We start from the raw sequence: 22,112 nt of genomic DNA, 5'->3' as shown, positions 1-22,112 counted from the left end.
GAGGGCGGCGGCGATTGTTGTTTGTGCGTAATGCCCCTATAATGCGGGGCTTTTATTTATATGCGGTATGAGATTTTTACGTGGCTAAAACTATCCAGGCTATTCGTGGAATGAATGACTGCCTGCCGGAGATTTCCGGCACATGGCAGAAAGTAGAATCTGTATTGAGACAGGTTGTCGCTAGCTATGGCTATCAGGAAATTCGCACTCCGATCGTCGAGAGCACCGATCTTTTCAAGCGCTCAATTGGTGAAGTTACCGACATCGTCGAAAAAGAGATGTACACCTTTGAGGATCGCAATGGCGATAGCCTGACGCTACGTCCGGAAGGAACGGCCAGCTGTGTGCGTGCGGGAAACGAACACGGCCTGCTTTATAACCAGCAGCAACGCCTGTGGTATCTTGGGCCTATGTTTCGTCACGAGCGTCCTCAGAAAGGGCGCTATCGTCAGTTCCACCAGTTTGGTGTAGAGGCCTACGGTTTAGGCGGCCCGGATATCGATCTGGAAGTCATTTTACTGAGTGCACGCCTGTGGAAGGCATTTGGTATCAGCGACAGTGTCACGTTGCAAATCAATACGCTGGGCTCAAATGAAGCGCGTCAGGATTATCGTGATGCTCTCGTGGACTATTTGAAGGCCCGCGCTGATAAGCTGGACGACGATTCGTTGCGCCGGCTTGAAACCAATCCTCTGCGTGTACTGGACAGCAAAAATCCGCAGGTACAGGAAGCGATAGCGGATGCCCCGTCGCTGATGGATTACCTGGATGACGAATCGAAGACGCATTTCGAGACGCTTTGTTCACAGCTGACTGCAGCCGGCATTGCTTATGAAGTCAACCCTCGTCTGGTGCGCGGGCTGGACTACTATAATCGCACCGTGTTTGAATGGGTAACCGACAGTCTCGGCGCTCAGGGTACCGTGTGTGCCGGCGGTCGCTATGATGGTCTGGTTGAGCAACTAGGCGGTAAAGCGACACCAGCGGTGGGATTTGCGATGGGTATGGAGCGTTTGGTGCTGCTGCTTACCACCCTCTACCCACAAGCGCAGGATGATTCGGCAGCTGATGTGTATGTCACCGCGTTAGGCGAAGACGCACAGGCTTACGCTGTGACGGTGTCTGAGGCGCTTCGCGATAAGCACCCGGAGGTGCGTGTAATGATGCATTGTGGTGGCGGCAATCTGAAAAAGCAGCTGAAGCGTGCGGATAAAACAGGCGCCAAACTGGCTTTGATTCTGGGCAGTGAAGAAGCAGAACAGCAAACGGTAGTGGTAAAGCCACTGCGTGACGGCAATGAACAGGAAACGGTGGCGCTTGAGAATATCGGCAGCGCACTGGCAACGATTTTAAATTAATACGTCTTTCGCCAGCGACAGGCTGGTCAGGAATTTCGAGAGGAAAAGATGGAACAATTCGCGACAGAAGAACAACAGGTAGAAGCGATTAAGCGATTCTGGAAAGAGCACGGTACCGCAATTATTGTGGGTGCGGTGCTTGGTCTGGGTGGCCTGTGGGGTTGGCGTTGGTATACCGACAGCCAACTGGAGGCACAGGAAGCGGCTTCTGCCGAGTATCAGACAACGGTAGAAAAGCTGGGGCAGGAAGGCGCTAACGCAGAACTGGACGCGTTTATTAAAGCGAATACTGACAGCGGCTATGCCGGTATCGCCTCACTGCTGGCTGCACGCCAGTCAGTAGAAGACGGTGATTTGGATGCCGCAGCATCACACCTGAATATGGTTATCACCAATGCTGATGATCCACAGATGAAGTCTATTGCTGGTATTCGTCTTGCCCGCGTGCAATTAGAAATGAACCAACTGGATGCGGCGCTGTCGACATTGAATGATATTAACGACGACGCATTCGCTGCGCAGATCGCTGAAGTAAAAGGTGACGTGTACGTTCGCCAGAATAAAATGGACGACGCACGGATGGCTTACACTTCTGCACTGGAAGAAAATGCGAATAACCCACTGCTGCAAATGAAGCTGGATAATCTGGCTGTTGCAGCGGGTTCATAATAATAACGGAGTAATCGAATTGTCTCTGAAATCGTGTGACCGTAAGGGTCGACTTACACGCGCTATCGGCATGGCAGCAGCCATGTCGTTTACCTTGTCAGGCTGTACCACTATCTCAAACTGGTTCGCTGACGATGAAGAACTGGAAATTCGAATTTTAAAGCCTATCGAGGCGCAGTTCTCTCCAAAAGTAGAGTGGGATACTGACATCGGGAGTGGGGTGGATTATTACTTTTCACGTCTGCGTCCGGTGTACGCGTATGACAAACTGTTTGTTGCTGACCGTCATGGCGATATCCGCGCATTAGAGCTTGAAACCGGTGATACGATCTGGGAAAAGGACCTGGCGATATTCCGTGACACGGGCTTCTTTTCCGGCATAAGTAAGATCTGGAGCAGTGGTGAGTCAGCCAAAATCGGTGGTATTGCCGTTGGTGACAACAAAATGTTTGTGGGAACCGAAGATGGACTGGTTCTCGCTCTGAATGCTGAGACCGGCGAGCCGTTGTGGAATGCCTCTATTCCCGGCGAAGTCCTGGCGCCGCCTGCACTGGAGGAAGGCATTCTGGTAGTGAACACCGGTGCCGGTGTGCTGTTTGGTTTCAACGCTGAAACCGGTGAAGAGCTGTGGCGTCATGAAGGTGATACGCCGCCGCTGACGCTGCGTGGCATTTCTGCGCCGGTAGCTGCGAATGGTGGCGCACTGATAGGAACCTCTACCGGTAAGTTGCAGGTCACTATTCTTGAGTCCGGTGTGCTTGCCTGGGAGACGCAAATTGCGACACCGTCAGGTGCCACAGAGCTTGAGCGTATCGTCGATATTGATACCACACCGTTAATGTATGGCGGAATTGTATACACGATTTCCTACAACGGTACGCTGGCTGCAGTAGAGCTTCGCAGCGGCCGCATTATCTGGAAGCGTGAGTACGGCGCTTACCGCAATGTGTCGTTGCAGGGCAACGAGCTTTTTGTGGTCGATAATAATTCCAACGTCTATGCGCTTGATCGCAGAAACGGCGTAGAGCTGTGGTCGCAAAGCGCGCTGAAAGGACGCTCACTGACGTCTGCTGAGCCGGTTGGCGATTATGTTGTGGTAGGGGATAACTGGGGTTATCTGCACTGGATTAATGCTGAGAATGGTAAAATCGTTGCGCGTCTGGAATTAGGCGGAGACGACGAAGATGAAGCTGTCTTCACTACGCCCCTCAAGGTGGGCGAGCGTCTTATCGCAGTTACCCGCGATGGCGTAATCGCTTCCATTAAAACCCCGCAATAACCTGAATCGTTTGCGCTGCTGACGAAGCAGCGTGAAGCAGGTATAATTTTATTCAATTCGGACTGGCCGCGTAGAAGTACGCGGCCAGTTTGTTCATTTTTGTATTAGGATCTTTCAATGTTACCCGTAGTGGCTCTGGTAGGCCGCCCCAATGTGGGCAAGTCCACCTTATTTAACCGACTCACCAATACCCGCGATGCGCTGGTGGCCGATTTTCCGGGATTAACCCGGGACAGAAAATACGGTCAGGCGACCTTCGAGCAACGCCAGTTTATCGTGGTAGATACCGGCGGTATCACTGGTGACGAAGAGGGTATCGATGCACACATGGCTCAGCAGTCGCTGCTGGCGATCGAAGAGGCAGACGTGGTGTTATTTCTGGTTGATGCCCGTGCCGGTATGCTGCCTGCGGATCAGGGAATTGCCGACCATCTGCGCCGGATGGACAAAGAGGTGTTTCTGGTTGCCAACAAAGTGGATGGTATCGACGGTGACAGTGAAAGCGCTGAGTTCTATTCGCTGGGTCTGGGGAATATACATCAGATAGCGGCAGCACATGGTCGCGGTGTGAGTCAGCTGATGACCAATGCACTACAGCCGCTGTCCGAGCATTTCCCAGAAATGCACGTGAAACCTAAGGGCGAAGAGCCGGAAGAAGACGCAGAGTCACAGCTTGAACGCCTGCAAAAATTGCCGATTAAACTAGCCATTGTTGGCAAGCCAAATGTTGGCAAGTCGACGCTGACAAACCGCATTCTCGGTGAAGAGCGTGTGGTGGTTTACGATATGCCCGGGACCACGCGCGACAGTGTATATATTCCCATGTCCCGCGATGACCGTGAATACATCCTGATTGATACCGCAGGGGTGCGAAAGCGTCGGAAAATTACCGAGGCAGTGGAAAAATTTTCTATTGTGAAAACACTGCAGGCCATTGAAGAGGCAAATGTGGTGTTGCTCGTGGTGGATGCGCGGGAAGGCATCTCCGATCAGGATCTCAGCCTGCTGGGCTTTATCCTCAACTCTGGTCGCTCACTGGTGCTGGCCGTGAATAAATGGGATGGCCTGAACACGGATATTAAAGATGAGCTCAAGCGAGAGCTGGACCGTCGCCTGGGCTTCATTGATTTTGCCCGGCTGCATTTTATCTCGGCACTGCACGGTTCAGGGGTAGGGAATTTATTTGAGTCGGTGCAGGAAGCTTACAACAGTGCCACGAAACGAATAAATACCTCCATGCTGACACAAATCATGGAGATGGCGCAGGAAGACCATCAACCGCCGCTGGTACGTGGTCGTCGCGTTAAAATGAAGTATGCTCACGCCGGCGGCTATAATCCACCGGTTATTGTGATCCACGGTAATCAGGTAAATGATCTCTCTGCGTCTTATAAGCGCTACCTGATGAACTACTTCCGTAAAGCCCTGGATGTGATGGGCACGCCAATCCGGATTGAATTCCGCGAAGGGGCCAACCCGTTTGAAGGCAAAAAGAACCAGCTCACGCTGGCCCAGCAGCGTAAACGCCGCCGGATGATGGACTACCACAAGAAGAAATAATACGACCGGATTTATCACTACGAACTGGAAAGGGCGAAGTAAGTGTGTAGGTATTTCGACTCGCACTTCGATACAGTCTTTTCCCGACATTTTTCCGAATGTTGGTTTCGTAACAAAGACGGTGTGAAAAGCGGACAAAACCTGTCCGCTTTTTTGTTTTTATCTGCAAGAGAATCGGTCTGGTTGCCTCAAACCCAATGCGTAAAAGTGTGAGCACACATCTTGATAGCCTGAACAAATGATGAGGTGCCTTGCAGAGGGTGTGTTAGGACAACTACAAAAGATGACATGGCAAGGTAAACGCGCAGGCTTAAATGGCAGAATATGAACAGATTTTGGTGTGCGTAGCTACTGTACGGCCGTCTGCTGAGAAGCCTGCATTTCCCTTATCGCTGCCATCAGTTTTGATGGCTCAGGGACGATAATTGACGGCATGGCTTGCTGTACCAGCGAGTCAGAGACGCGCCGGGGAAATGTTGTGGTGATTTTTATGATCTTATCCTGCTGACGAAAAACATAAGTACTGGCAAACAAACTTTCTGCGTTCTCTGATGTGGCGGTTAACGCCATGACTTTACCTTCCGCTATCCGGTCAGAACCGGCTATCGAAAAAGGCGTGATGCCACCATCATCATCCAGCGTCATGTCTCGCGCTGAGGCAACGTCTTTCGCCTGGGCCAGATCTTGTTGTAATTCTGAATGCAGTAACGTGTCATCCGATTGGCTTAACGGCGATAAGATAGGATAGACACTGATATCCAGTAACGCATTCTCATATTGTGGGTGCAGATAGCGGCTGATAACACCTTTAAAGGGATCATGATAAAGCTGCGTGTCATCTTTAATGAAGTCACCAATCTGGGCTGGCAACTGCATATTATCGAAGTAGTTGCTGGCATCCAGCGCACTGTAAAGGTAGCGGGCACTGAACACGTCATTGTCGCTGACGTCCTGCCACCATCGCGTAAGCGCGGTTCTGGCGATGTCCTGGGCGTTCTGCTCGGTCAGCGCAGGCACGGTGATGTCAAGCAGCCGGGTATCAATTTCAACGCCACGCCACTGGACTGTAACTTCGGTAAAGTTGCGTACATAGACCGGTGTAGACACGGTGCCCATAGATAGGGCGCTGATTGTACTTTGCCATGGCGTGCCGTCAGCAACCGTTGCTGACTGATTCGAGATGAGCAGCTCGTAGTCACTCCCAGAGGATGATGGTAGCACAGCGGTAAACCAGTCCTGCTCTGACAGAACATCTAAAAACTGTTGCGGGGAAATCGGGTCGTCTATACAGGCTTGCTTTTGCCTGTTAACGATGCGGCAGGTTTCAGACGCGTTGTTGCTGGGATAAGTCGAGAAAAAGGCAACAGGCGCCCGGACTTTATGTCCGGTTTGCTGATTGGCAGTAATAAGCTCATCGCCCACGAAAGACGGCGCACTTAACTGACATCCTGTTAGCGCGACTATTCCTGCTAAAACCCAAAACGCTTTCACTGCTGTTGCCTGCTTAACGACACGTGTTTACTCCATTCGTTAGTGTGAACTAAATCACCGGGACTAACAATCTGCCCGGGTGAATTATTTTTCATCTTCCTGTCACGCGCCACGGCATACTCTGTTGATGCAGTAATTATGCGTGCAAGCGCTTTTTTTGGCTGTTGAATTACATAACGTTCGCAATCGCTTAGCTATGACCGTCTTTGACATCGGTACCCGGAGGTGCGGGTTCTGTACGCTCAACAATACTGATGATGTCGCCATTCGCCACACGGGTGCGAATTTCATCGCCCTGAGATAACGCGGCAGTATCGGTAACCGCCCGTTCGTCTTTTAGCGTGATGCTGTAACCTCGTGCGAGCGTAGACAATGGACTGACTGAATTAAGTAAATGGACGGTGTTTGCAAATTGATGTCTGGCCTGTTTCAGCTGCTGCTGCATGGCGCGCTGATTTCGCTGCGAAAGATCATGCAGACGTTCATTATGCACACTGAGTTTTCGCTGCGGATTTTGCTGCGACAGTCTGGCTACGGTATGTTGCGTTCGCTGCTGTAGCTGTGACAGCTTTCTCTGCATTGCCTGAGTCAATGCCAGCTGCATGCGGTCCAGCGTTTGTGCCTGATGAGCAATACGCGTTGCCGGATGTTGCACGGTTAAGCGCTGATGTTGCTGTTGCCAGCGATGCCGTGAAGCGTCCCGGTGTCTTTGCCAGGCGCGGAGTAATCGCTGACGCGTCTGAAGAATGTGCTGGGTAAGCCCGGAAACGTCCTGACTGAGTTGCTCGGCGGCGGCCGAGGGGGTAGGGGCTCGCATGTCAGCAACGAAATCAGAAATCGTCACGTCGACTTCGTGTCCCACGGCACTGACGATTGGAAGCTGCGACTCTGCGATAGTGCGAGCCAGCGTTTCGTCGTTAAAGCACCATAAATCTTCAAGCGAACCGCCTCCGCGGGTAAGCAGGATTACATCCACCTCCTGTCGGCGGTTAGCAGTATGGATTGCGTTGATTAACTGTTGCGGCGCCGTCTCTCCCTGCACCATGGACGGATACACGATGACCCGCGTGGCCGGACTTCTCCGCCTAAGTACCGATAACACATCGTGCAGCGCGGCCCCACTGGCGGACGTAATAACACCAATGGTATTAATATTTTCCGGCAGCGCTCGTTTGCGGGCAGGGTTAAAGAGTCCTTCACCATGCAGTTTCATTTTCAGCGCATCAAATGCCTGTTTGAGTCGGCCCTCACCGTCGCTTTCCATGTGCTCAACGACAAGCTGGTAGTCGCCGCGGGGTTCATACAACCCAACAGAAGCGCGCACCAGAATTTTGTCGCCTTCTTTCGGGCGCTGCTGCACTCGCCGGTTGGCACCTTTGAACATCGCTGCGCGTACCTGCGCTTTATTATCTTTCAGTGTGAAGTACCAGTGGCCGGATGCGGCGGCCACAAAATTAGAGACTTCAGCGGATAACCAAACCAGTCCAATCTCGCTCTCCAGTATCGTTCGGGACAGGCGATTGAGTTTAGAAACGGTGAGAATTTGTCTTGTTGTACCGGGGTTTGTCGTAATCATTCGAAAAAAAGCTCGTGATCCATGGAAATAGAGTTTACCTGAATTATAAAAAACACTACAATTGCGCCGCAATTAACCCTCAACTCAACAGGTGTTGTTGCATGCTCCGAATCGTCCAAGAAGCCCTTACTTTTGATGATGTGTTGCTGGTTCCTGGCCACTCATCCGTTCTCCCTCACACTGCCAGCCTGAAAACGCGCCTGACGCGCGAAGTGACGCTGAACATTCCTATGGTATCCGCTGCGATGGATACGGTATCTGAAGCCCGTTTGGCAATAGCCCTTGCTCAGGAAGGCGGTATTGGATTCATTCACAAAAATATGCGCCCGGAAGACCAGGCTGCCCATGTACTGGAAGTGAAGAAGTACGAAAGCGGGGTAGTGTCAGATCCGGTTACTGTGAGCAAGGATGCAACTATCGGCGAAGTGCTTAGCCTGAGTAAAAAGCTTGGCTATTCAGGTTTCCCGGTGACTGATAAAGACAATAACCTTATTGGTATTGTAACCGGCCGTGACCTGCGGTTTGAGAAACGTCTTGAACTGACTATCGATCGCGTGATGACCAAAAAGGACGATTTGGTAACGGTAAAAGAAGGCGCCAGCTCTGAAGAAGTGCTTGAACTGATGCACGAGCACCGCATTGAGAAAATTCTGGTTGTTGACGACGCCTTTAAGCTGTCTGGCCTAATCACGGTTAAAGACTTCCAGAAAGCTGAAAACAAACCTAACGCATGTAAAGACTCTCTGGGTCGTTTGCGCGTAGGTGCTGCAGTTGGCGTTGGCCCGGGTACTGATGAGCGTATCGCACTGTTAGTCGAAGCTGGCGTGGATGTGCTGCTAATTGACACGTCGCACGGTCACTCTGAAGGCGTAATCGAGCGGGTAAAAACAGTTCGTAAAAACTATCCTGATTTACAAATCATTGCAGGTAACGTTGCCACTGCAGCAGGTGCTAAGGCACTGGCAGATGCAGGCGTGGATGCGGTGAAAGTGGGCATTGGCCCCGGCTCAATTTGTACTACCCGTATTGTTACCGGTTGTGGTGTGCCTCAGATCTCTGCGGTCGCTGATGCGGTTGATGCACTGGAAGGTACCGGCATTCCGGTTATCGCCGATGGCGGTATTCGTTTCTCCGGTGATATCGCCAAAGCACTGGCAGCAGGCGCGGCCTGCGTGATGGTGGGCAGCATGCTGGCCGGAACTGAAGAAGCGCCAGGTGAAGTCGAGCTTTATCAGGGACGCTATTATAAATCGTACCGCGGTATGGGCTCGTTGGGCGCAATGAATCAAAATCACGGTTCATCCGATCGCTATTTCCAGGAGTCTAACAACGCCGAAAAGCTGGTGCCGGAAGGTATTGAAGGCCGCGTGGCCTATAAAGGCCCTATCGCGACGATCATTCATCAGCAAATGGGCGGCCTGCGTTCGGCCATGGGGCTGACCGGTTGCGCTACTATTGAAGAGATGAACACCAAAGCACAGTTTGTGCGTGTGACCTCGGCAGGCATGGGTGAATCTCACGTTCACGACGTGAGCATCACCAAAGAAGCGCCTAACTACCGACTGGGCTAAACGCTCAACCTCTTACCTTTAGCAGGCTGGTTTTCACCAGCCTCTTTTGTTTATTTATTTACAGGTAACGCCATGACCACAAATATTCATGAACAACGTATTCTAATTCTGGACTTTGGTTCTCAATACACTCAATTGATTGCCCGCCGCGTGCGTGAAATTGGTGTGTACTGTGAGCTGTGGGCATGGGATGTCACAGAAGCACAAATTCGCGAATTTAATCCTCAGGGCATCATTCTTTCAGGTGGTCCGGAGTCGGTACCGGAAGAAGGCTCACCGCGAGCACCTGAATACGTATTTGAAGCAGGTGTGCCGGTGCTGGGTGTATGCTATGGCATGCAAACCATGGCGCACCAGCTGGGTGGCGGCGTGCTGGGCTCTGACAAACGCGAGTTCGGTTATGCGCAGGTAGAAGTGATTAAGCCAAGCCCGCTGCTTACCCATATCGAAGATGCCATTGGCGAGAATGGTAATGCCTTGCTGGACGTGTGGATGAGCCACGGTGATAAGGTATCAGCTATTCCGGAAGGGTTTGTAACCATCGCACAGACGGCATCCTGCCCGCATGCGGCTATGTACAATGAAGAGAAGCAATTCTACGGCGTACAGTTCCACCCTGAAGTGACGCACACCCGTCAGGGCCAGCGCTTACTGACCCATTTTGTAATGGATATCTGTGGCTGCGAAAAGCTGTGGACGCCAGGTGCGATTATTGAAGACGCGATTGCCCGCATTAAAGAGCAGGTCGGTGATGAAGAAGTGGTACTTGGCTTATCCGGCGGCGTTGACTCCTCAGTGACGGCAATGCTGCTGCATCAGGCGATTGGCAAAAACCTCACCTGCGTGTTCGTGGACAACGGCTTACTGCGCTTAAATGAAGGTGAGCAGGTGATGGAAATGTTCGGCGACCATTTCGGGCTGAATATTATTAAGATTGACGCGGAAGAGCGTTTTCTTGCCAAACTGGCAGGTGTTGAAGATCCGGAAGCCAAGCGTAAAGTCATCGGCAATGAGTTTGTTCACGTGTTTGACGAAGAAGCCACTAAACTTACCAACGCTAAGTGGCTTGCTCAGGGCACCATTTACCCGGATGTCATCGAGTCAGCAGGCTCTGCTACCGGTAAAGCCCACGTGATTAAATCGCACCACAATGTAGGTGGTCTGCCAGAAGAAATGAACTTAGGTCTGGTTGAGCCGCTGCGCGAATTGTTTAAAGACGAAGTGCGCAAAATTGGTCTGGAGCTTGGCCTGCCTTACGACATGCTGTACCGCCACCCGTTCCCGGGACCGGGTCTGGGCGTACGCGTTCTGGGTGAAATCAAAAAAGAATATTGCGACTTGCTACGCCGTGCAGACGCTATCTTCATTGAAGAGTTACACAATGCCGACCTGTATCACAAAGTCAGTCAGGCGTTTACCGTATTCTTGCCAGTTCGTTCGGTTGGTGTCATGGGTGACGCCCGTAAATACGACTGGGTAGTGTCACTGCGCGCTGTAGAAACCATCGACTTTATGACAGCCCACTGGGCGCATCTGCCTTATGACTTCTTAGGCAAAGTGTCTAACCGCATCATCAATGAGATCGACGGGATTTCCCGCGTGGTTTACGACATATCCGGTAAGCCACCCGCGACGATAGAGTGGGAATAGTTTTCACTCTTAGCTGCACGTACTAGGTCAATGGGGAGTCGATATGACTCCCTTTTTATTTGAAGAAAAAGTCGTCCGGTCTTTCTCTGACTTTCCACTTCTACTTCTTACTTTCCACTTCCACCTCTTACTTTCCACCTTTACTTAGATGAGAGTCGACAACTCCGCTTTATTGTTGAGTGTTCTGCCGCACAGGGCGATCATTTTGTGGCCCTAACATGTATAACAATCATCACTATTCCTATCTCTGATCACTTTTTCTGACACTGTAAGGAGTTATACATGCTCGCAGTAGGCTACAAACAGGCATCTCCTGAGCTACGACAGGATTCATTTCAGTCTTTTAATATTGCCAAACCGGCGCCGGCCGGGCGTGATTTGCTGGTAAAAATCAATGCTGTCTCCGTGAATCCGGTGGATACGAAGGTACGTAAGTCTGCAAACCCTGACGCGGATGAATTTAAAGTACTCGGGTGGGACGCGGTGGGCACCGTGGAAGCCACGGGCAACGATGCGTCTTTGTTTAAACCCGGTGACAGGGTGTATTACGCCGGCGATATCTCCCGTCAGGGAAGTAACGCAGAATATCAGCTGGTAGACGAACGTATTGTGGGGCATGCGCCGGCGAAGCTGTCCGATGCAGAGGTAGCAGCGCTGCCATTAACGACTATCACCGCCTGGGAATTGTTGTTTTCGCGTCTGGAAGTGTCGCAGGATAAAAATGCGCCGTCTAAAACGCTTTTAGTGGTGGCCGGCGCCGGTGGCGTTGGTTCGATGCTTATCCAGCTGGCACGTCAGCTTACCTCATTGACCATCATTGCCACCGCATCGCGACCTGAAACTCAGCGTTGGGTAAAGGACATGGGCGCGCATCACGTTATCGATCATTCGAAACCTGTTGATGAGGAAATTGAAAAGGCCGGAATGGGCCCGGTAGATTACGTTGCCAGCCTCAGTCATACCGACCAGCACTTTGAAGCCAGTGTTAATGCACTGCGTCCACAAGGGCGTTTCGCGCTGATTGATGACCCTGGCGTGTTAGATATCAGCCTGATGAAGAAAAAGAGTCTGTCGCTGCACTGGGAGTTTATGTACACGCGACCGCTTTTTAATACCGAAGATATCCAGACTCAACATGACATCTTAAATCAGGTTGCGAAGCTTGCTGATAACGGCACCATCAAAACGACGCTGCAGCAACGCATTGGTAAGCTCTCACCCGAAACGCTGTATGAAGCGCATCGTATTCTCGAATCCGGAAAGGCAATCGGTAAGCTGGTACTGACGGGGCTTCACGACTAACCGGTTATGCTTGCGCAATGGGATGTTTGTCGGAAATGAGATAAGCGATGAAGTCCAGAAACAAACAGTGAAGCGCGTGCGTAGCGGACGTGATTGAATATCAGACAAAGTAAACCATACTAAATAAGCGCCATCTGATGTGTTGCTATTCAATCTGGCTCACATTCGTTGGCGTTTTTTGTGTGTGGCGCGCGTAAGTATAGGTTGTAATAAGTGCGTATCTCTTTTGATACGTTCAGTGTCATGGTGCCGTCACAAAAATATCATTTACTATGTACGTTATTCTATCTGCTTACTGCTAAGGTTATTTTTCGTGAATTACACCAGCATCAGCAAACTGGTCATGACGCCGGTTTTGGCCAGTTTGTTTATTCTTGTACTACTCAATGCCGCATCCATTTCCAAAGCCTTCTCACTGCTAAATCATTTTGATGAGCTGGAAAATACCCTGGTGCAGGCCGAGCGTGATGTTAATGATGTGCTAAGTACGTTTAAAACACAGGTTCAGGAGTGGAAGAATGTTTTGCTGCGTGGTCATGACGAGAAAGACCGCAATAAATACTGGTCTCGATTTCAGGAGCGTGAGGCAGAAATCACCCGTGCCATCAATGCATTGCTTGCTAATGAAAGTGTCAGCGATAAAGCGAAACAGGATATTCGCGCGTTTCTGAAAGCCCATGCGGTAATGGCTGAAAAGTACCGCGAAGGGTATCAGGCTTTTATTGACGCTGGATTTGACCCTAAAGTCGGCGACAGTTTTGTAAGGGGGATTGACCGCGAACCAGCAGAACTTTTGAGTGAAATTGCCAATGAAATTGCAGGCCAGGCTACGGGGGCGTTCGACGCATTGCGAGATGATACCCGAAGTACATTATGGATGATTTTACTGGCAGCTATCGCCTTATCAGTACTGTCGGTGGTGTATGTTGTCTACCGTCTGCGTTCTCAGGTTATCGCTCCTATCAAGCAAATTGCCTCAGGAATTTCTGATTTGTCTAAAAGCCGGTATGAAACGCCAATCACGTATCAGAGCCATCATGAACTTGGTGTGTTGGCAGATTCTGCTCGCTCATTATAAACCAAATTGCAAAATTCGGTGCATCAGTTGCGTGAGGCCGAGCGTGAGATGGGCACCGCGGTAACCACCCTTGGCGAAGTGAGCCAGTCGATACAGGGTGGGGCCGATGATCAACGAGAAGCGTCTCAGGCGCTTGATACCAGTACTGACAAACTCCGTGAAATTGTGCAAAGCCTGGTTGCGATAACTGACCAGGTGGCGGTAGCTACCAATAATTCGGAAAAGAATGTCGACAGTTGCTATGTCACCTTTGAAAAAGCCAATCAGGGCTTTAAGCAACTGGAAAAAACGGTTTCTAGCTCCAGTGAGATCGTAAACGCGCTGCAGAGCCGAAGTGCAAACATTCTGAAAGTGGTGAATGTGATTAACGAAATTGCTGACCAGACCAATTTGCTGGCGCTAAACGCGGCGATAGAGGCAGCCAGAGCCGGTGAACATGGCAGAGGCTTTGCGGTTGTAGCTGACGAAGTTCGCGCACTGGCGGCGAAAACACAGCAGTCGACAAAAGAAATCAATAATATTTTAAGCAGCTTTGAGCAAGAGGCGCGCGGCGCAGTAAGTGCGATGGATGAAGGTAAGCGTCTTTCAGAAACCAACGCAGCAGAAGCCCAGACTGCGCTTGCTACGCTGAATCAAGTGGTAAAAGATATTCAGGAAACGGCCAGCGTGGTTGTGGCCCTGAACCGCGCTGCGGATGAGCAGGAAACGGTACTCGGCGATGTACAGGCAATTATCCGCAATGTTGTGGCGTCCTCTGAGCGATACCACGCCTTGTCTCAGCGCGATGATATTTCTGTTTCTATGCGCAACATGGCACAGAATGTCGAAAAAGTGGTGCACAGCTTGACCCGCTAACGCGGCATTGAGAGTATTCATAACGGTCTGGCATAACAGGCCGTTTTTTTTACCTAATGCAGCAGGTGTCATGATACCACTGGTCTTTCATCCCATTTACAGTCAACTGAGTCTGCCCGTACGGCACCGGTTTCCCATCGAAAAATATCAGGGGATCCGCGATGCGCTAAGCGCCCGTGGTATACCGGATAACTGGTTTCATCAGCCTCAGCCTATCGACACTCAGTTGCTGACGACGGCGTATGATCCTGACTATGTAATGCCTTTACTTGAAGGGACGCTGGATAAGAAAGCAATGCGCCGGATTGGTTTTCCCTGGTCGCAACAACTTATCGACAGAAGCCTGACGGCGGTGGGGGGAACCTGTCTGACCGCGGAGCTGGCAGTCAGGCATGGGCTTGCGCTAAACCTGACCGGCGGATATCACCACGCCTTTGATACCTTTGGGTCGGGCTTTTGCCTGTTCAACGATCTGTATCTGGCGGCCAACAGGATGCTGGCAGAGCCTGATATCGACCGTGTGCTCATCATCGACTGCGATGTACATCAGGGAGACGGAACCGCGTGGCTGGCCAGAGAAGATGACCGCATTATTACGTTGTCATTACACGGCGAGAAAAATTTCCCTCACCGTAAACAGCACTCCGATATTGATATTCCTTTGGAAAAAGGCACCGGCGATGCCGATTATCTTGAGGCGCTGGATGCGGCGCTGACGCTGGCCTGGCGATACCGGCCTGATGCCGTTATTTACGATGCCGGAGTGGATATTCACGTGAATGACGATCTCGGGCATTTGCAGATCACGACATCTGGCATCTTGCAAAGAGATAACATGGTATTGTCGCTATGCCGCGAGGCCGGCGTGCCCACTGCCTGTGTGATTGGTGGCGGTTACCAGCGCGATATTCCCGCGCTGGTGGATGTGCATCTACAGTTGTATCGCGCCGCGGGTGTGATTGCGTAGGTGAATCACCTGTAACCGACTGGCCTACAGGAACATCAACTGGAAACCCAGTCCAATACGTTCCTGTGAACGGTTGTAATCGATAAGCGAATCGCCATAGCCATTAAAATACTGAAGCAGTACCTCGTAGCGGTCTGACAGAGGATAAGTAAGATTCAGCTGAATACTGCCACGGTTATGGCCAAAGTTGAGATTATTACGCATGAGCGCGAGTAGCTTAAAATTACCGACTTTCGTGCCATAGCCAAACTCCAGTCGGCCGTAATAATCCAGAATGTCGGGATTGTCATCGCCGGTCGGGTCGGCGGGGTCGATTTTTTCATCTTCCTGGATACGGTACCAGGTTTTCAGGTAATACAGGTCATCGTCGTCACTAAACAGTACCGATGCGAAAAGACGATTCCAGCTTCGCGAGCGTATGCCACTCTGGCCGTTGGACATGTGGTTAAAGCCAACCTGCAACGCGTTAAAATCGTAGCCAAGAAACGTGATATCGGCTTCCTGTTGCCAGAATACCTCGGGTTCGTAATTGGTCTCGCGAAAGGGTTTGGAAACTTCACTGTTATATAACTGCCAGAAGGATGTCAGAGTAAACCCGAAATACAGTCCATCAGCCTGTTCACGCAGATAAAGGGGAAGTTTCACACTTAGCTGGAACTTTGCTTCCCGGTTATCTACTGACTCTGGCGTGAGTTCGCTATTTCCCAGAGAATTAGGATTTGTCACATAACTGATGGGAAGAACATAGTTCTGGCGATGTTGTGTAATCGAAAACAAATTATTTAATGATTCACGATCGGCTTCAAAACGTGAGCTGAGGATCCCCGGCGCCTTTTGCTGTTCAGCCTGCGTGTCTGTGCGATTGGTGGTTTCCTGCGCCGATACACAAAGCGGCAGACACAGGAACGCGGTGCAGGCGCACCATTGAAAAAAATGGCTCACTGAAAACTCCATGGTAAAGCATAAGTAATTAAAACTGCAGCGTTTGTCCCTCGGCCGCTGCAATCAGGGTGAGTGATGATTCTGCAACCTGAATAAACTGATTGCAATGCTCTACAACGGCGTCAATATCATCGTCGGTACGTTCCGGATCATGGCTGTAAAGCGCAAGGCACTTAGCATTGCAGGCCATCGCCAGTTTTACTGCTTCTTCTGCGACGCTGTGGCCCCAGCCTGATTTTGCCGGCATGTCTGCCACCATATACTGTGCATCATGAATAATAACGTCAGCGTCTCTGGCAAAATCGACAAAAGTCATAAAATCCGTTTCTTTTTTGTAAGGGGGGTAGAGCTCATTGTCGGTGATATAGGCAATTTTGCAGTTGCCGTCGTTAATGCAGTAAGCGCTGCCTTTGCCGGGATGATTCATCGGCAGTCGGCGTATAGTCGCGTTACCAATTTTCCAGCTATCCTGGCCGTCGGGAACAACGTGTAAAGAGATATCTGAGGTCAGTGCTTTGGCAGGTACCGGAAACACAGACCCCTGCATCTGCTGTAAAATCTGATCGTGTTCGGGAAGCGCCGTTTGCCCCGGATAAATAATAATCTCGCGGTCTTTTTGATAGATGGGGGCAAAAAAAGGAAAGCCCTGAATATGATCCCAGTGGTTGTGGGTGAGCAGCAAATGAATAGGGCTGGTTTTTTTAACCAGCTGATTGCCCAGTAATCTGATGCCGGTACCGGCATCTAAAATGATGTCGGTACCATCAGTCAGGCTGATATGAACACAGGCAGTGTTACCACCGTAACGGACGAAATCTGCACCCGGCGTGGGGATAGAACCTCTCACACCGTAAAACGTTAACTGCATGTCTCCTCCGTTACTTCCTGTTATCGGATAGGACGTCGTTTACTCAGAGCGAACCAATATGCTCACAAACTGCGTCAATATCCAAGAGTTGTTTATCACCCGTTCGGCGATTCTTATATTCCACCTGCTGATTGTCCAGGTTTCTTTCCCCGATCACGATGCTGTGCGGTATGCCGATGAGTTCCATATCGTTGAACATCACACCCGGACGCTCTTTACGGTCATCAAACAGCACTTCCACACCCATTTCGGTCAGCTTTTGATACAGGGCTTCAGCGGTATCTTTAATACGCTGGGACTTGTGCATGTTCATTGGAATTAGCGCAACTTTGAAAGGCGCGATCGGATCCGGCCAGATGATCCCGAATTTATCGTGGTTCTGCTCAATTGCTGCAGCGACAATGCGCGATACACCGATTCCATAGCAGCCCATGGTCAGTGTCTGATGTTTTCCACTCTCACTCAATACTCCGCAGTTCATGGCTTTAGAGTACTTGTCACCCAACTGGAAGATATGACCCACTTCGATGCCGCGTTTGATTTCAATGGTACCATTGCCATCCGGAGCCGCATCTCCGGCAACCACGTTGCGGATATCGACAGACTCTGGTGTGTTGTCCCAGTTTGCATTGATACGGAAGGTGTTCGCTTCACCTGCTCCGCAGATAAAATCTGTCAGTGCAGCAGCACTGTGATCGACGATAACCGGTAGGTTACAGGCCATTGGGTCAGCAGAGACCGGGCTACATCCTAATAACTGCGTGGCTTTTTCTTCACCGGCTTCCATAAGCGGGGAAGCAACTAAAGGGTGCTTCTCGGCTTTGATATCATTAAGTGTATGGTCAGCGCGTAGAACCAGCGCTACCCATTTTTCTTCCTCTTCTTCCGATGCACCTTTCACCACGATGAGCTTTACTGCATCAGACGCTGATTGACCTTGCGCAGCGTAGAAATCATCCATTGAGCCACTTTCTTTCGTTACCGTTTTCGCAGCCACGCCTGACGGTGTTTGTTGTTCAGGTGCAATGGCTTCTGCCATTTCCACGTTGGCTGCGTAGTCTGAGCTGTCTGAGAAGGCGATGGCGTCTTCCCCCGATGCTGCTAAGACATGAAATTCGTGAGAAACGCTACCGCCGATAGCGCCGGAATCAGCGATAACAGCGCGAAAATCCAGACCCATACGCTCGAATATACGGCTGTATGCACCGTACATATTGTCATAGGTTTTACCCAGGCACTCATCGTCCAAATGGAAGCTATAAGCGTCTTTCATGGTAAATTCACGGCCACGCATGATGCCAAACCGCGGACGTACTTCATCCCGGAACTTGGTCTGAATTTGATAAAGGTTTAAAGGAAGTTGTTTGTAACTGCTGACTTCATTGCGCACCAGAGAGGTAATGACCTCCTCATGGGTCGGGCCTAAAACAAAATCGCGGTTATGGCGATCTTTTACGCGCAGTAACTCCGGACCGTATTCATCCCAGCGACCTGACTCTTCCCACAGGTCAGCAGGCTGTACCACCGGCATCAATACTTCAACGCCACCCGCGCGGTTCATCTCTTCGCGCACGATATTGGCAACTTTGTTAAGCACACGCAGCCCGGACGGCAACCAGGTGTAAAGTCCTGAAGCCAGTTTGCGGATCATTCCCGCGCGAAGCATCAGCTGATGACTGATGACTTCCGCTTCGGCTGGCGTTTCTTTTTGCGTCGACAGTAAGTATTGACTCGTGCGCATTACAACTAGCTTCCTTTATTCGAATTTTTTAAACCCGCGTATTCTAGCGGTTGTCGGCGGTCAACAAAAGCGAAAAACAATGTGTAAATTCCCTGTTTTCGTTTCTCTGCATATCGAACTGACGGTTGGGGTCACATTCGCAGTTTACACCCGTAAACAGATAAGCACATGCCATAGCACAAAGCGATAACGTTTCAGCCTCATGATTTCGCTATACCGACTGGCCAAGATCCGGCGTGGCCGACGACTTGAAGGAGCGCTAATCAGCGATTGATACCAGTGCCGTCACCTCTACCGTGCCGTCACGTACCTGCCAGCTGATATCGTAAGTATAGAGCATAACTTTATACGTTTTATCATCATTATCATGGTGCTGGCGATAGGCAGGGCGGGGATCCTGAGAAAGGATGTTTTTGGTAAGAGACTCAAAGTCCGGGTATCGGGTTAGTGCTTCTTTCAACGCCGGGATGGTGCTTTTGCAAAACGTAACGTCACGGTCTGGTATCGGCACGTAGGATGCCAGAGGGTCGTTGGCGTTGTCGCGGCTGTCTGCATAATTGAGGTAGGGTTTTATATCAATAATGGGGGTCTGGTCTAGCAGGTCGACCCCGGCGACATGCAATCGCAGTTGGCCCTGCTGTTGATCCCAGCCACAGTTTTCCACCAGTGACATGCCAATACCATTCGGTCGGTGGGTGCTGCGGGTAGCAAAAACGCCAAGGGTATCGTTTCCCCCCAATCGCGGCGCTTTTACTGCTGGCTTCCATCCTCTGGGCAGAGTTTCATGGAACATAAACAGCAGCCAGAGGTGTGAAAACCCATCCAGACCTTTAAACACAGCGTCGCTGGTAAATTCCGGCGTCAGGGTAATAACGCCTTTCGCCCGGGCCAGAGAAGACTGTCTTGGAATGGCAAACTTCTGCCTGAACGGCGTGGAGATATGCCCTATGGCACTGACCGTAAAACTTGTGCTGTTCATCCTGAATCAAAATGTAAGTGTATCGTTGTAATAATTGTCTCACATTTCTCACGTAACTTACCCGTACAAGTTTTTTACTTGTCCATCCCAGGCCTCTCCGTGTGCCTTGATGGTTCCCTGGATTAACCCATTTCGGCCCGCTTATTTTTGCGGGCTTTTTTCTTTTTTGCGCATACCACATATTTTGTGAGGCGGGCTGAAGCGGTTGCAGAAAAACGTCGCAGAAAGACGATCTCCTGATGATTGAAATTCATCCATGTGTCACTATATCCACATCACCAGCGTTGTGAGTGCGTGTGTCATTTTTGTGAAGTCATGGGTAGCTTTGCTGCTTTCGGTTCAAACAGGCTTTTTAGTGGCAAGACTACGGCCAGAAAGTTTTTCGCCAGGCTTCAGTATGTCGTGAATGTATAAAGCACAGATACCGCTTACAACGAACAGTTTGTTTTATGTTGCGGGCAGCTATCCACTCTGCACTGCGTAAACAGAATTCTCGCGGAGAGACAAAGGAATAATCCCTGAATTCCCGCATTCGCTATTATTGATGATCGTAATAGGAACACTATGATCGCTGTTAAAAATCTTTCACGGTACTTTGATAAGTTCAAAGCCGTAGATGGCCTGTCCTTCGATATAAAAGCCGGAGATATCGTCGGCTTTTTAGGGCCAAACGGAGCGGGCAAGTCGACAACGATGAAAATGTTGACGGGCTTTTTACCCGCATCAGAAGGCACTATTCATATTAATGACGCTGATATCAGCAAGCACAGTAAGTCAGTGCAGAAAATCATAGGATATCTGCCAGAAGGCGCCCCGGCTTACGGTGATATGACGGTGTATCAGTTTTTGCTTTTCATTGCGCAAATACGCGAACTGAAAGGAAAACGAAAACACGAGAGAATTGCTGAAGTTGTCGCGCAGCTAGAGTTACAGGCTGTGCTCGACAGGCCAATCGATAACTTATCAAAAGGATTCAAGCGGCGAGTGGGCCTGGCCCAGGCGATTATTCACGACCCGAAAATTCTGATCCTGGACGAGCCAACGGACGGGTTGGATCCTAATCAAAAGCATCAGGTCAGAAAGCTTATCCAGGGCCTTAGCGAAGACAAAATTGTTATTATCTCCACACATATTCTTGAAGAAGTCGCGGCGGTATGCAACCGGGTAATGATCATTGCTGACGGCGCACTGAAATTTGATGATACGCCACTCGCGCTACAGCAGAAATCTCGCTTTTATCAGTCAGTGAGTCTGACGATGAGTTACGCGGCGGACATATCCGGGTTAGCTGAGCTTGATGGCGTTGATGATATGGAAGTGGATCGCAAAACCGGCCGCGTTACGCTGTTCCCTGAGCCTGGTGCACACATCCTGCCGCAGGTGGCGGAACATATTCAGTTACGCCGGCTGCCGGTAGAAGACTTACATGTTGACCAGGGAAGACTGGATGATGTTTTCAGAGAAATCACAGCATCAAAGGAGTCGGTGTGATGAGAAATATCTGGATAATAACCAAACGTGAATTCAGCAGCTTTTTTGCCACCCCGGTGGCTTATGTGTTTATCGCCATTTTTCTAATGTTAAGCAGTATTTTTACTTTTTTCATCGGCAATCTGTTTGAGCGTGGTCAGGCTGACTTACTGCCGTTTTTCAACTTTCATCCGTGGCTTTACCTGTTTCTGGTGCCGGCAATTGCTATGCGTACCTGGGCGGAAGAACGTAAATCCGGCAGCATCGAGCTGTTAATGACACTGCCGGTGAGCGTCGGCGAAGCGGTAATGGGCAAGTTTTTCGCTGCCTGGGGCGTGCTGGCTCTGGCGCTTGCGTTAACATTCCCGCTGTGGCTGACGGTGAGTTATCTTGGTGCGCCGGACAATGGAATTATTATTGCCGCTTATGTTGGCAGCTGGTTAATGGCCGGGGCGTTTCTGGCTATCAGCATGTGTATGTCTGCTATGACAAAAAATCAGGTGGTTGCTTTTATTCTGGCCATTGTCGTGTGTTTTTTGTTTGTGGTCAGCGGCTCCGGCATCGTGCTGGACGCGTTTCAGCACTGGGCCGACAACGCCGTTATCGATACTGTGGCCTCATTCAGTTTTCTCACCCATTTTGAATCGATGGCAAAGGGAGTACTTGCGCTCAACGACGTGGGGTATTTCCTCATTACGATGGGTGTCTGGCTTTATGCTAGCCTGGTGATTATCGAACAGAAGAAGGCGGATTAAC

General features: G+C 50.5%; 16 protein-coding genes and 1 pseudogene. 11 read left to right on the top strand and 6 right to left on the bottom strand.

The window, feature by feature from the left end; translation table 11 throughout:
* Window positions 1-80 precede the first annotated feature (80 nt).
* From hisS to der, 4 genes are all read left to right on the top strand, one after another.
* Window positions 81-1,358, top strand: a complete 1,278-nt coding sequence (gene hisS / locus JKP77_RS14750) for a histidine--tRNA ligase (protein ID WP_218311924.1) — start codon at window positions 81-83, stop codon at window positions 1,356-1,358.
* Window positions 1,359-1,406: 48 nt separating this feature from the next.
* Complete coding sequence (locus tag JKP77_RS14745) at window positions 1,407-2,027, top strand: YfgM family protein (RefSeq protein ID WP_218311923.1); 621 nt, start codon at window positions 1,407-1,409, stop codon at window positions 2,025-2,027.
* Window positions 2,028-2,097: 70 nt separating this feature from the next.
* Window positions 2,098-3,306: an outer membrane protein assembly factor BamB gene (gene bamB, locus JKP77_RS14740; protein WP_420840069.1), complete on the top strand. Its 1,209-nt coding sequence runs from the start codon at window positions 2,098-2,100 to the stop codon at window positions 3,304-3,306.
* A 117-nt stretch (window positions 3,307-3,423) separates the two neighbouring features.
* Entirely contained in the window at window positions 3,424-4,866 is a 1,443-nt protein-coding gene (gene der, locus JKP77_RS14735; RefSeq protein WP_218311921.1) for a ribosome biogenesis GTPase Der, read from the top strand.
* A 348-nt stretch (window positions 4,867-5,214) separates the two neighbouring features.
* Here the strand turns inward: der and JKP77_RS14730 are convergent, their stop codons facing one another.
* Together JKP77_RS14730 and xseA are read right to left on the bottom strand one after the other, a co-directional pair.
* Window positions 5,215-6,357: a hypothetical protein gene (locus JKP77_RS14730; protein ID WP_218311920.1), complete on the bottom strand. Its 1,143-nt coding sequence runs from the start codon at window positions 6,355-6,357 to the stop codon at window positions 5,215-5,217.
* Between the two features lie 190 nt (window positions 6,358-6,547).
* Complete coding sequence (xseA, locus tag JKP77_RS14725; RefSeq protein ID WP_218311919.1) at window positions 6,548-7,933, bottom strand: exodeoxyribonuclease VII large subunit; 1,386 nt, start codon at window positions 7,931-7,933, stop codon at window positions 6,548-6,550.
* A 101-nt stretch (window positions 7,934-8,034) separates the two neighbouring features.
* On the opposite strand from xseA, the gene guaB reads away from it, so the two are divergent.
* The 5 genes and pseudogenes from guaB (at window position 8,035) to JKP77_RS14700 (ending at window position 15,356) form a co-directional block, all read left to right on the top strand.
* The gene (gene guaB / locus JKP77_RS14720) at window positions 8,035-9,504 is read left to right on the top strand and encodes an IMP dehydrogenase (protein ID WP_218311918.1); all 1,470 of its coding nucleotides are present in this window, start codon (window positions 8,035-8,037) and stop codon (window positions 9,502-9,504) included.
* Window positions 9,505-9,576: 72 nt separating this feature from the next.
* Entirely contained in the window at window positions 9,577-11,154 is a 1,578-nt protein-coding gene (gene guaA, locus JKP77_RS14715; RefSeq protein WP_218311917.1) for a glutamine-hydrolyzing GMP synthase, read from the top strand.
* A 282-nt stretch (window positions 11,155-11,436) separates the two neighbouring features.
* Window positions 11,437-12,456, top strand: coding sequence for a zinc-binding alcohol dehydrogenase family protein (locus JKP77_RS14710; protein WP_218311916.1), 1,020 nt, complete (start codon window positions 11,437-11,439; stop codon window positions 12,454-12,456).
* A 343-nt stretch (window positions 12,457-12,799) separates the two neighbouring features.
* Window positions 12,800-14,389, top strand: a pseudogene (locus JKP77_RS22770) (methyl-accepting chemotaxis protein).
* A gap of 70 nt (window positions 14,390-14,459) precedes the next feature.
* On the top strand, window positions 14,460-15,356 hold the full coding sequence (locus JKP77_RS14700; RefSeq protein WP_218311915.1) for a histone deacetylase family protein: 897 nt from the start codon (window positions 14,460-14,462) through the stop codon (window positions 15,354-15,356).
* A 24-nt stretch (window positions 15,357-15,380) separates the two neighbouring features.
* Here JKP77_RS14700 and JKP77_RS14695 read toward each other — a convergent pair whose 3' ends face one another.
* The 4 genes from JKP77_RS14695 to tsaA all read right to left on the bottom strand — a co-directional run bounded on the left by JKP77_RS14695 (window position 15,381) and on the right by tsaA (window position 19,886).
* Window positions 15,381-16,310 (bottom strand): phospholipase A, encoded by a 930-nt coding sequence (locus JKP77_RS14695; RefSeq protein ID WP_218311914.1) that lies wholly within the window; start codon window positions 16,308-16,310, stop codon window positions 15,381-15,383.
* A 16-nt stretch (window positions 16,311-16,326) separates the two neighbouring features.
* Window positions 16,327-17,166, bottom strand: coding sequence for an MBL fold metallo-hydrolase (locus tag JKP77_RS14690; protein ID WP_218311913.1), 840 nt, complete (start codon window positions 17,164-17,166; stop codon window positions 16,327-16,329).
* Between the two features lie 43 nt (window positions 17,167-17,209).
* On the bottom strand, window positions 17,210-18,907 hold the full coding sequence (locus JKP77_RS14685; protein ID WP_218311912.1) for a proline--tRNA ligase: 1,698 nt from the start codon (window positions 18,905-18,907) through the stop codon (window positions 17,210-17,212).
* 259 nt (window positions 18,908-19,166) lie between these two features.
* Window positions 19,167-19,886: a tRNA (N6-threonylcarbamoyladenosine(37)-N6)-methyltransferase TrmO gene (gene tsaA / locus JKP77_RS14680; RefSeq protein WP_218311911.1), complete on the bottom strand. Its 720-nt coding sequence runs from the start codon at window positions 19,884-19,886 to the stop codon at window positions 19,167-19,169.
* Window positions 19,887-20,450: 564 nt separating this feature from the next.
* On the opposite strand from tsaA, the gene JKP77_RS14675 reads away from it, so the two are divergent.
* Together JKP77_RS14675 and JKP77_RS14670 are read left to right on the top strand one after the other, a co-directional pair.
* Window positions 20,451-21,377 carry an ABC transporter ATP-binding protein gene (locus tag JKP77_RS14675; protein ID WP_218311910.1) on the top strand — a complete coding sequence of 309 codons (927 nt, stop codon included), beginning with the start codon at window positions 20,451-20,453 and terminating at the stop codon, window positions 21,375-21,377.
* Window positions 21,377-22,111 (top strand): ABC transporter permease subunit, encoded by a 735-nt coding sequence (locus tag JKP77_RS14670; protein WP_218311954.1) that lies wholly within the window; start codon window positions 21,377-21,379, stop codon window positions 22,109-22,111. Before JKP77_RS14675 ends, JKP77_RS14670 begins: the two co-directional genes overlap by 1 nt.
* The last annotated feature ends 1 nt before the right edge of the window (window position 22,112 follow it).

Origin of the sequence: Alteromonas antoniana (genome assembly GCF_019249295.1) — a bacterium.
GTDB lineage: Bacteria > Pseudomonadota > Gammaproteobacteria > Enterobacterales > Alteromonadaceae > Alteromonas > Alteromonas antoniana.
This window is presented reverse-complemented; position numbering and strand designations above follow the sequence as displayed.

Excerpts from the sequence above, each read along its gene's own strand:
- guaA (WP_218311917.1), top strand. The coding sequence starts at position 9,577 with ATGACCACAAATATTCATGAACAACGTATTCTAATTCTGGACTTTGGT.
- JKP77_RS14710 (WP_218311916.1), top strand. The coding sequence starts at position 11,437 with ATGCTCGCAGTAGGCTACAAACAGGCATCTCCTGAGCTACGACAGGAT.
- JKP77_RS14670 (WP_218311954.1), top strand. The coding sequence starts at position 21,377 with ATGAGAAATATCTGGATAATAACCAAACGTGAATTCAGCAGCTTTTTT.
- tsaA (WP_218311911.1), bottom strand. The coding sequence starts at position 19,886 with ATGAACAGCACAAGTTTTACGGTCAGTGCCATAGGGCATATCTCCACG.
- guaB (WP_218311918.1), top strand. The coding sequence starts at position 8,035 with ATGCTCCGAATCGTCCAAGAAGCCCTTACTTTTGATGATGTGTTGCTG.
- der (WP_218311921.1), top strand. The coding sequence starts at position 3,424 with ATGTTACCCGTAGTGGCTCTGGTAGGCCGCCCCAATGTGGGCAAGTCC.
- JKP77_RS14700 (WP_218311915.1), top strand. The coding sequence starts at position 14,460 with ATGATACCACTGGTCTTTCATCCCATTTACAGTCAACTGAGTCTGCCC.
- JKP77_RS14685 (WP_218311912.1), bottom strand. The coding sequence starts at position 18,907 with ATGCGCACGAGTCAATACTTACTGTCGACGCAAAAAGAAACGCCAGCC.
- xseA (WP_218311919.1), bottom strand. The coding sequence starts at position 7,933 with ATGATTACGACAAACCCCGGTACAACAAGACAAATTCTCACCGTTTCT.
- JKP77_RS14695 (WP_218311914.1), bottom strand. The coding sequence starts at position 16,310 with ATGGAGTTTTCAGTGAGCCATTTTTTTCAATGGTGCGCCTGCACCGCG.
- JKP77_RS14675 (WP_218311910.1), top strand. The coding sequence starts at position 20,451 with ATGATCGCTGTTAAAAATCTTTCACGGTACTTTGATAAGTTCAAAGCC.
- bamB (WP_420840069.1), top strand. The coding sequence starts at position 2,098 with ATGGCAGCAGCCATGTCGTTTACCTTGTCAGGCTGTACCACTATCTCA.
- JKP77_RS14745 (WP_218311923.1), top strand. The coding sequence starts at position 1,407 with ATGGAACAATTCGCGACAGAAGAACAACAGGTAGAAGCGATTAAGCGA.
- JKP77_RS14690 (WP_218311913.1), bottom strand. The coding sequence starts at position 17,166 with ATGCAGTTAACGTTTTACGGTGTGAGAGGTTCTATCCCCACGCCGGGT.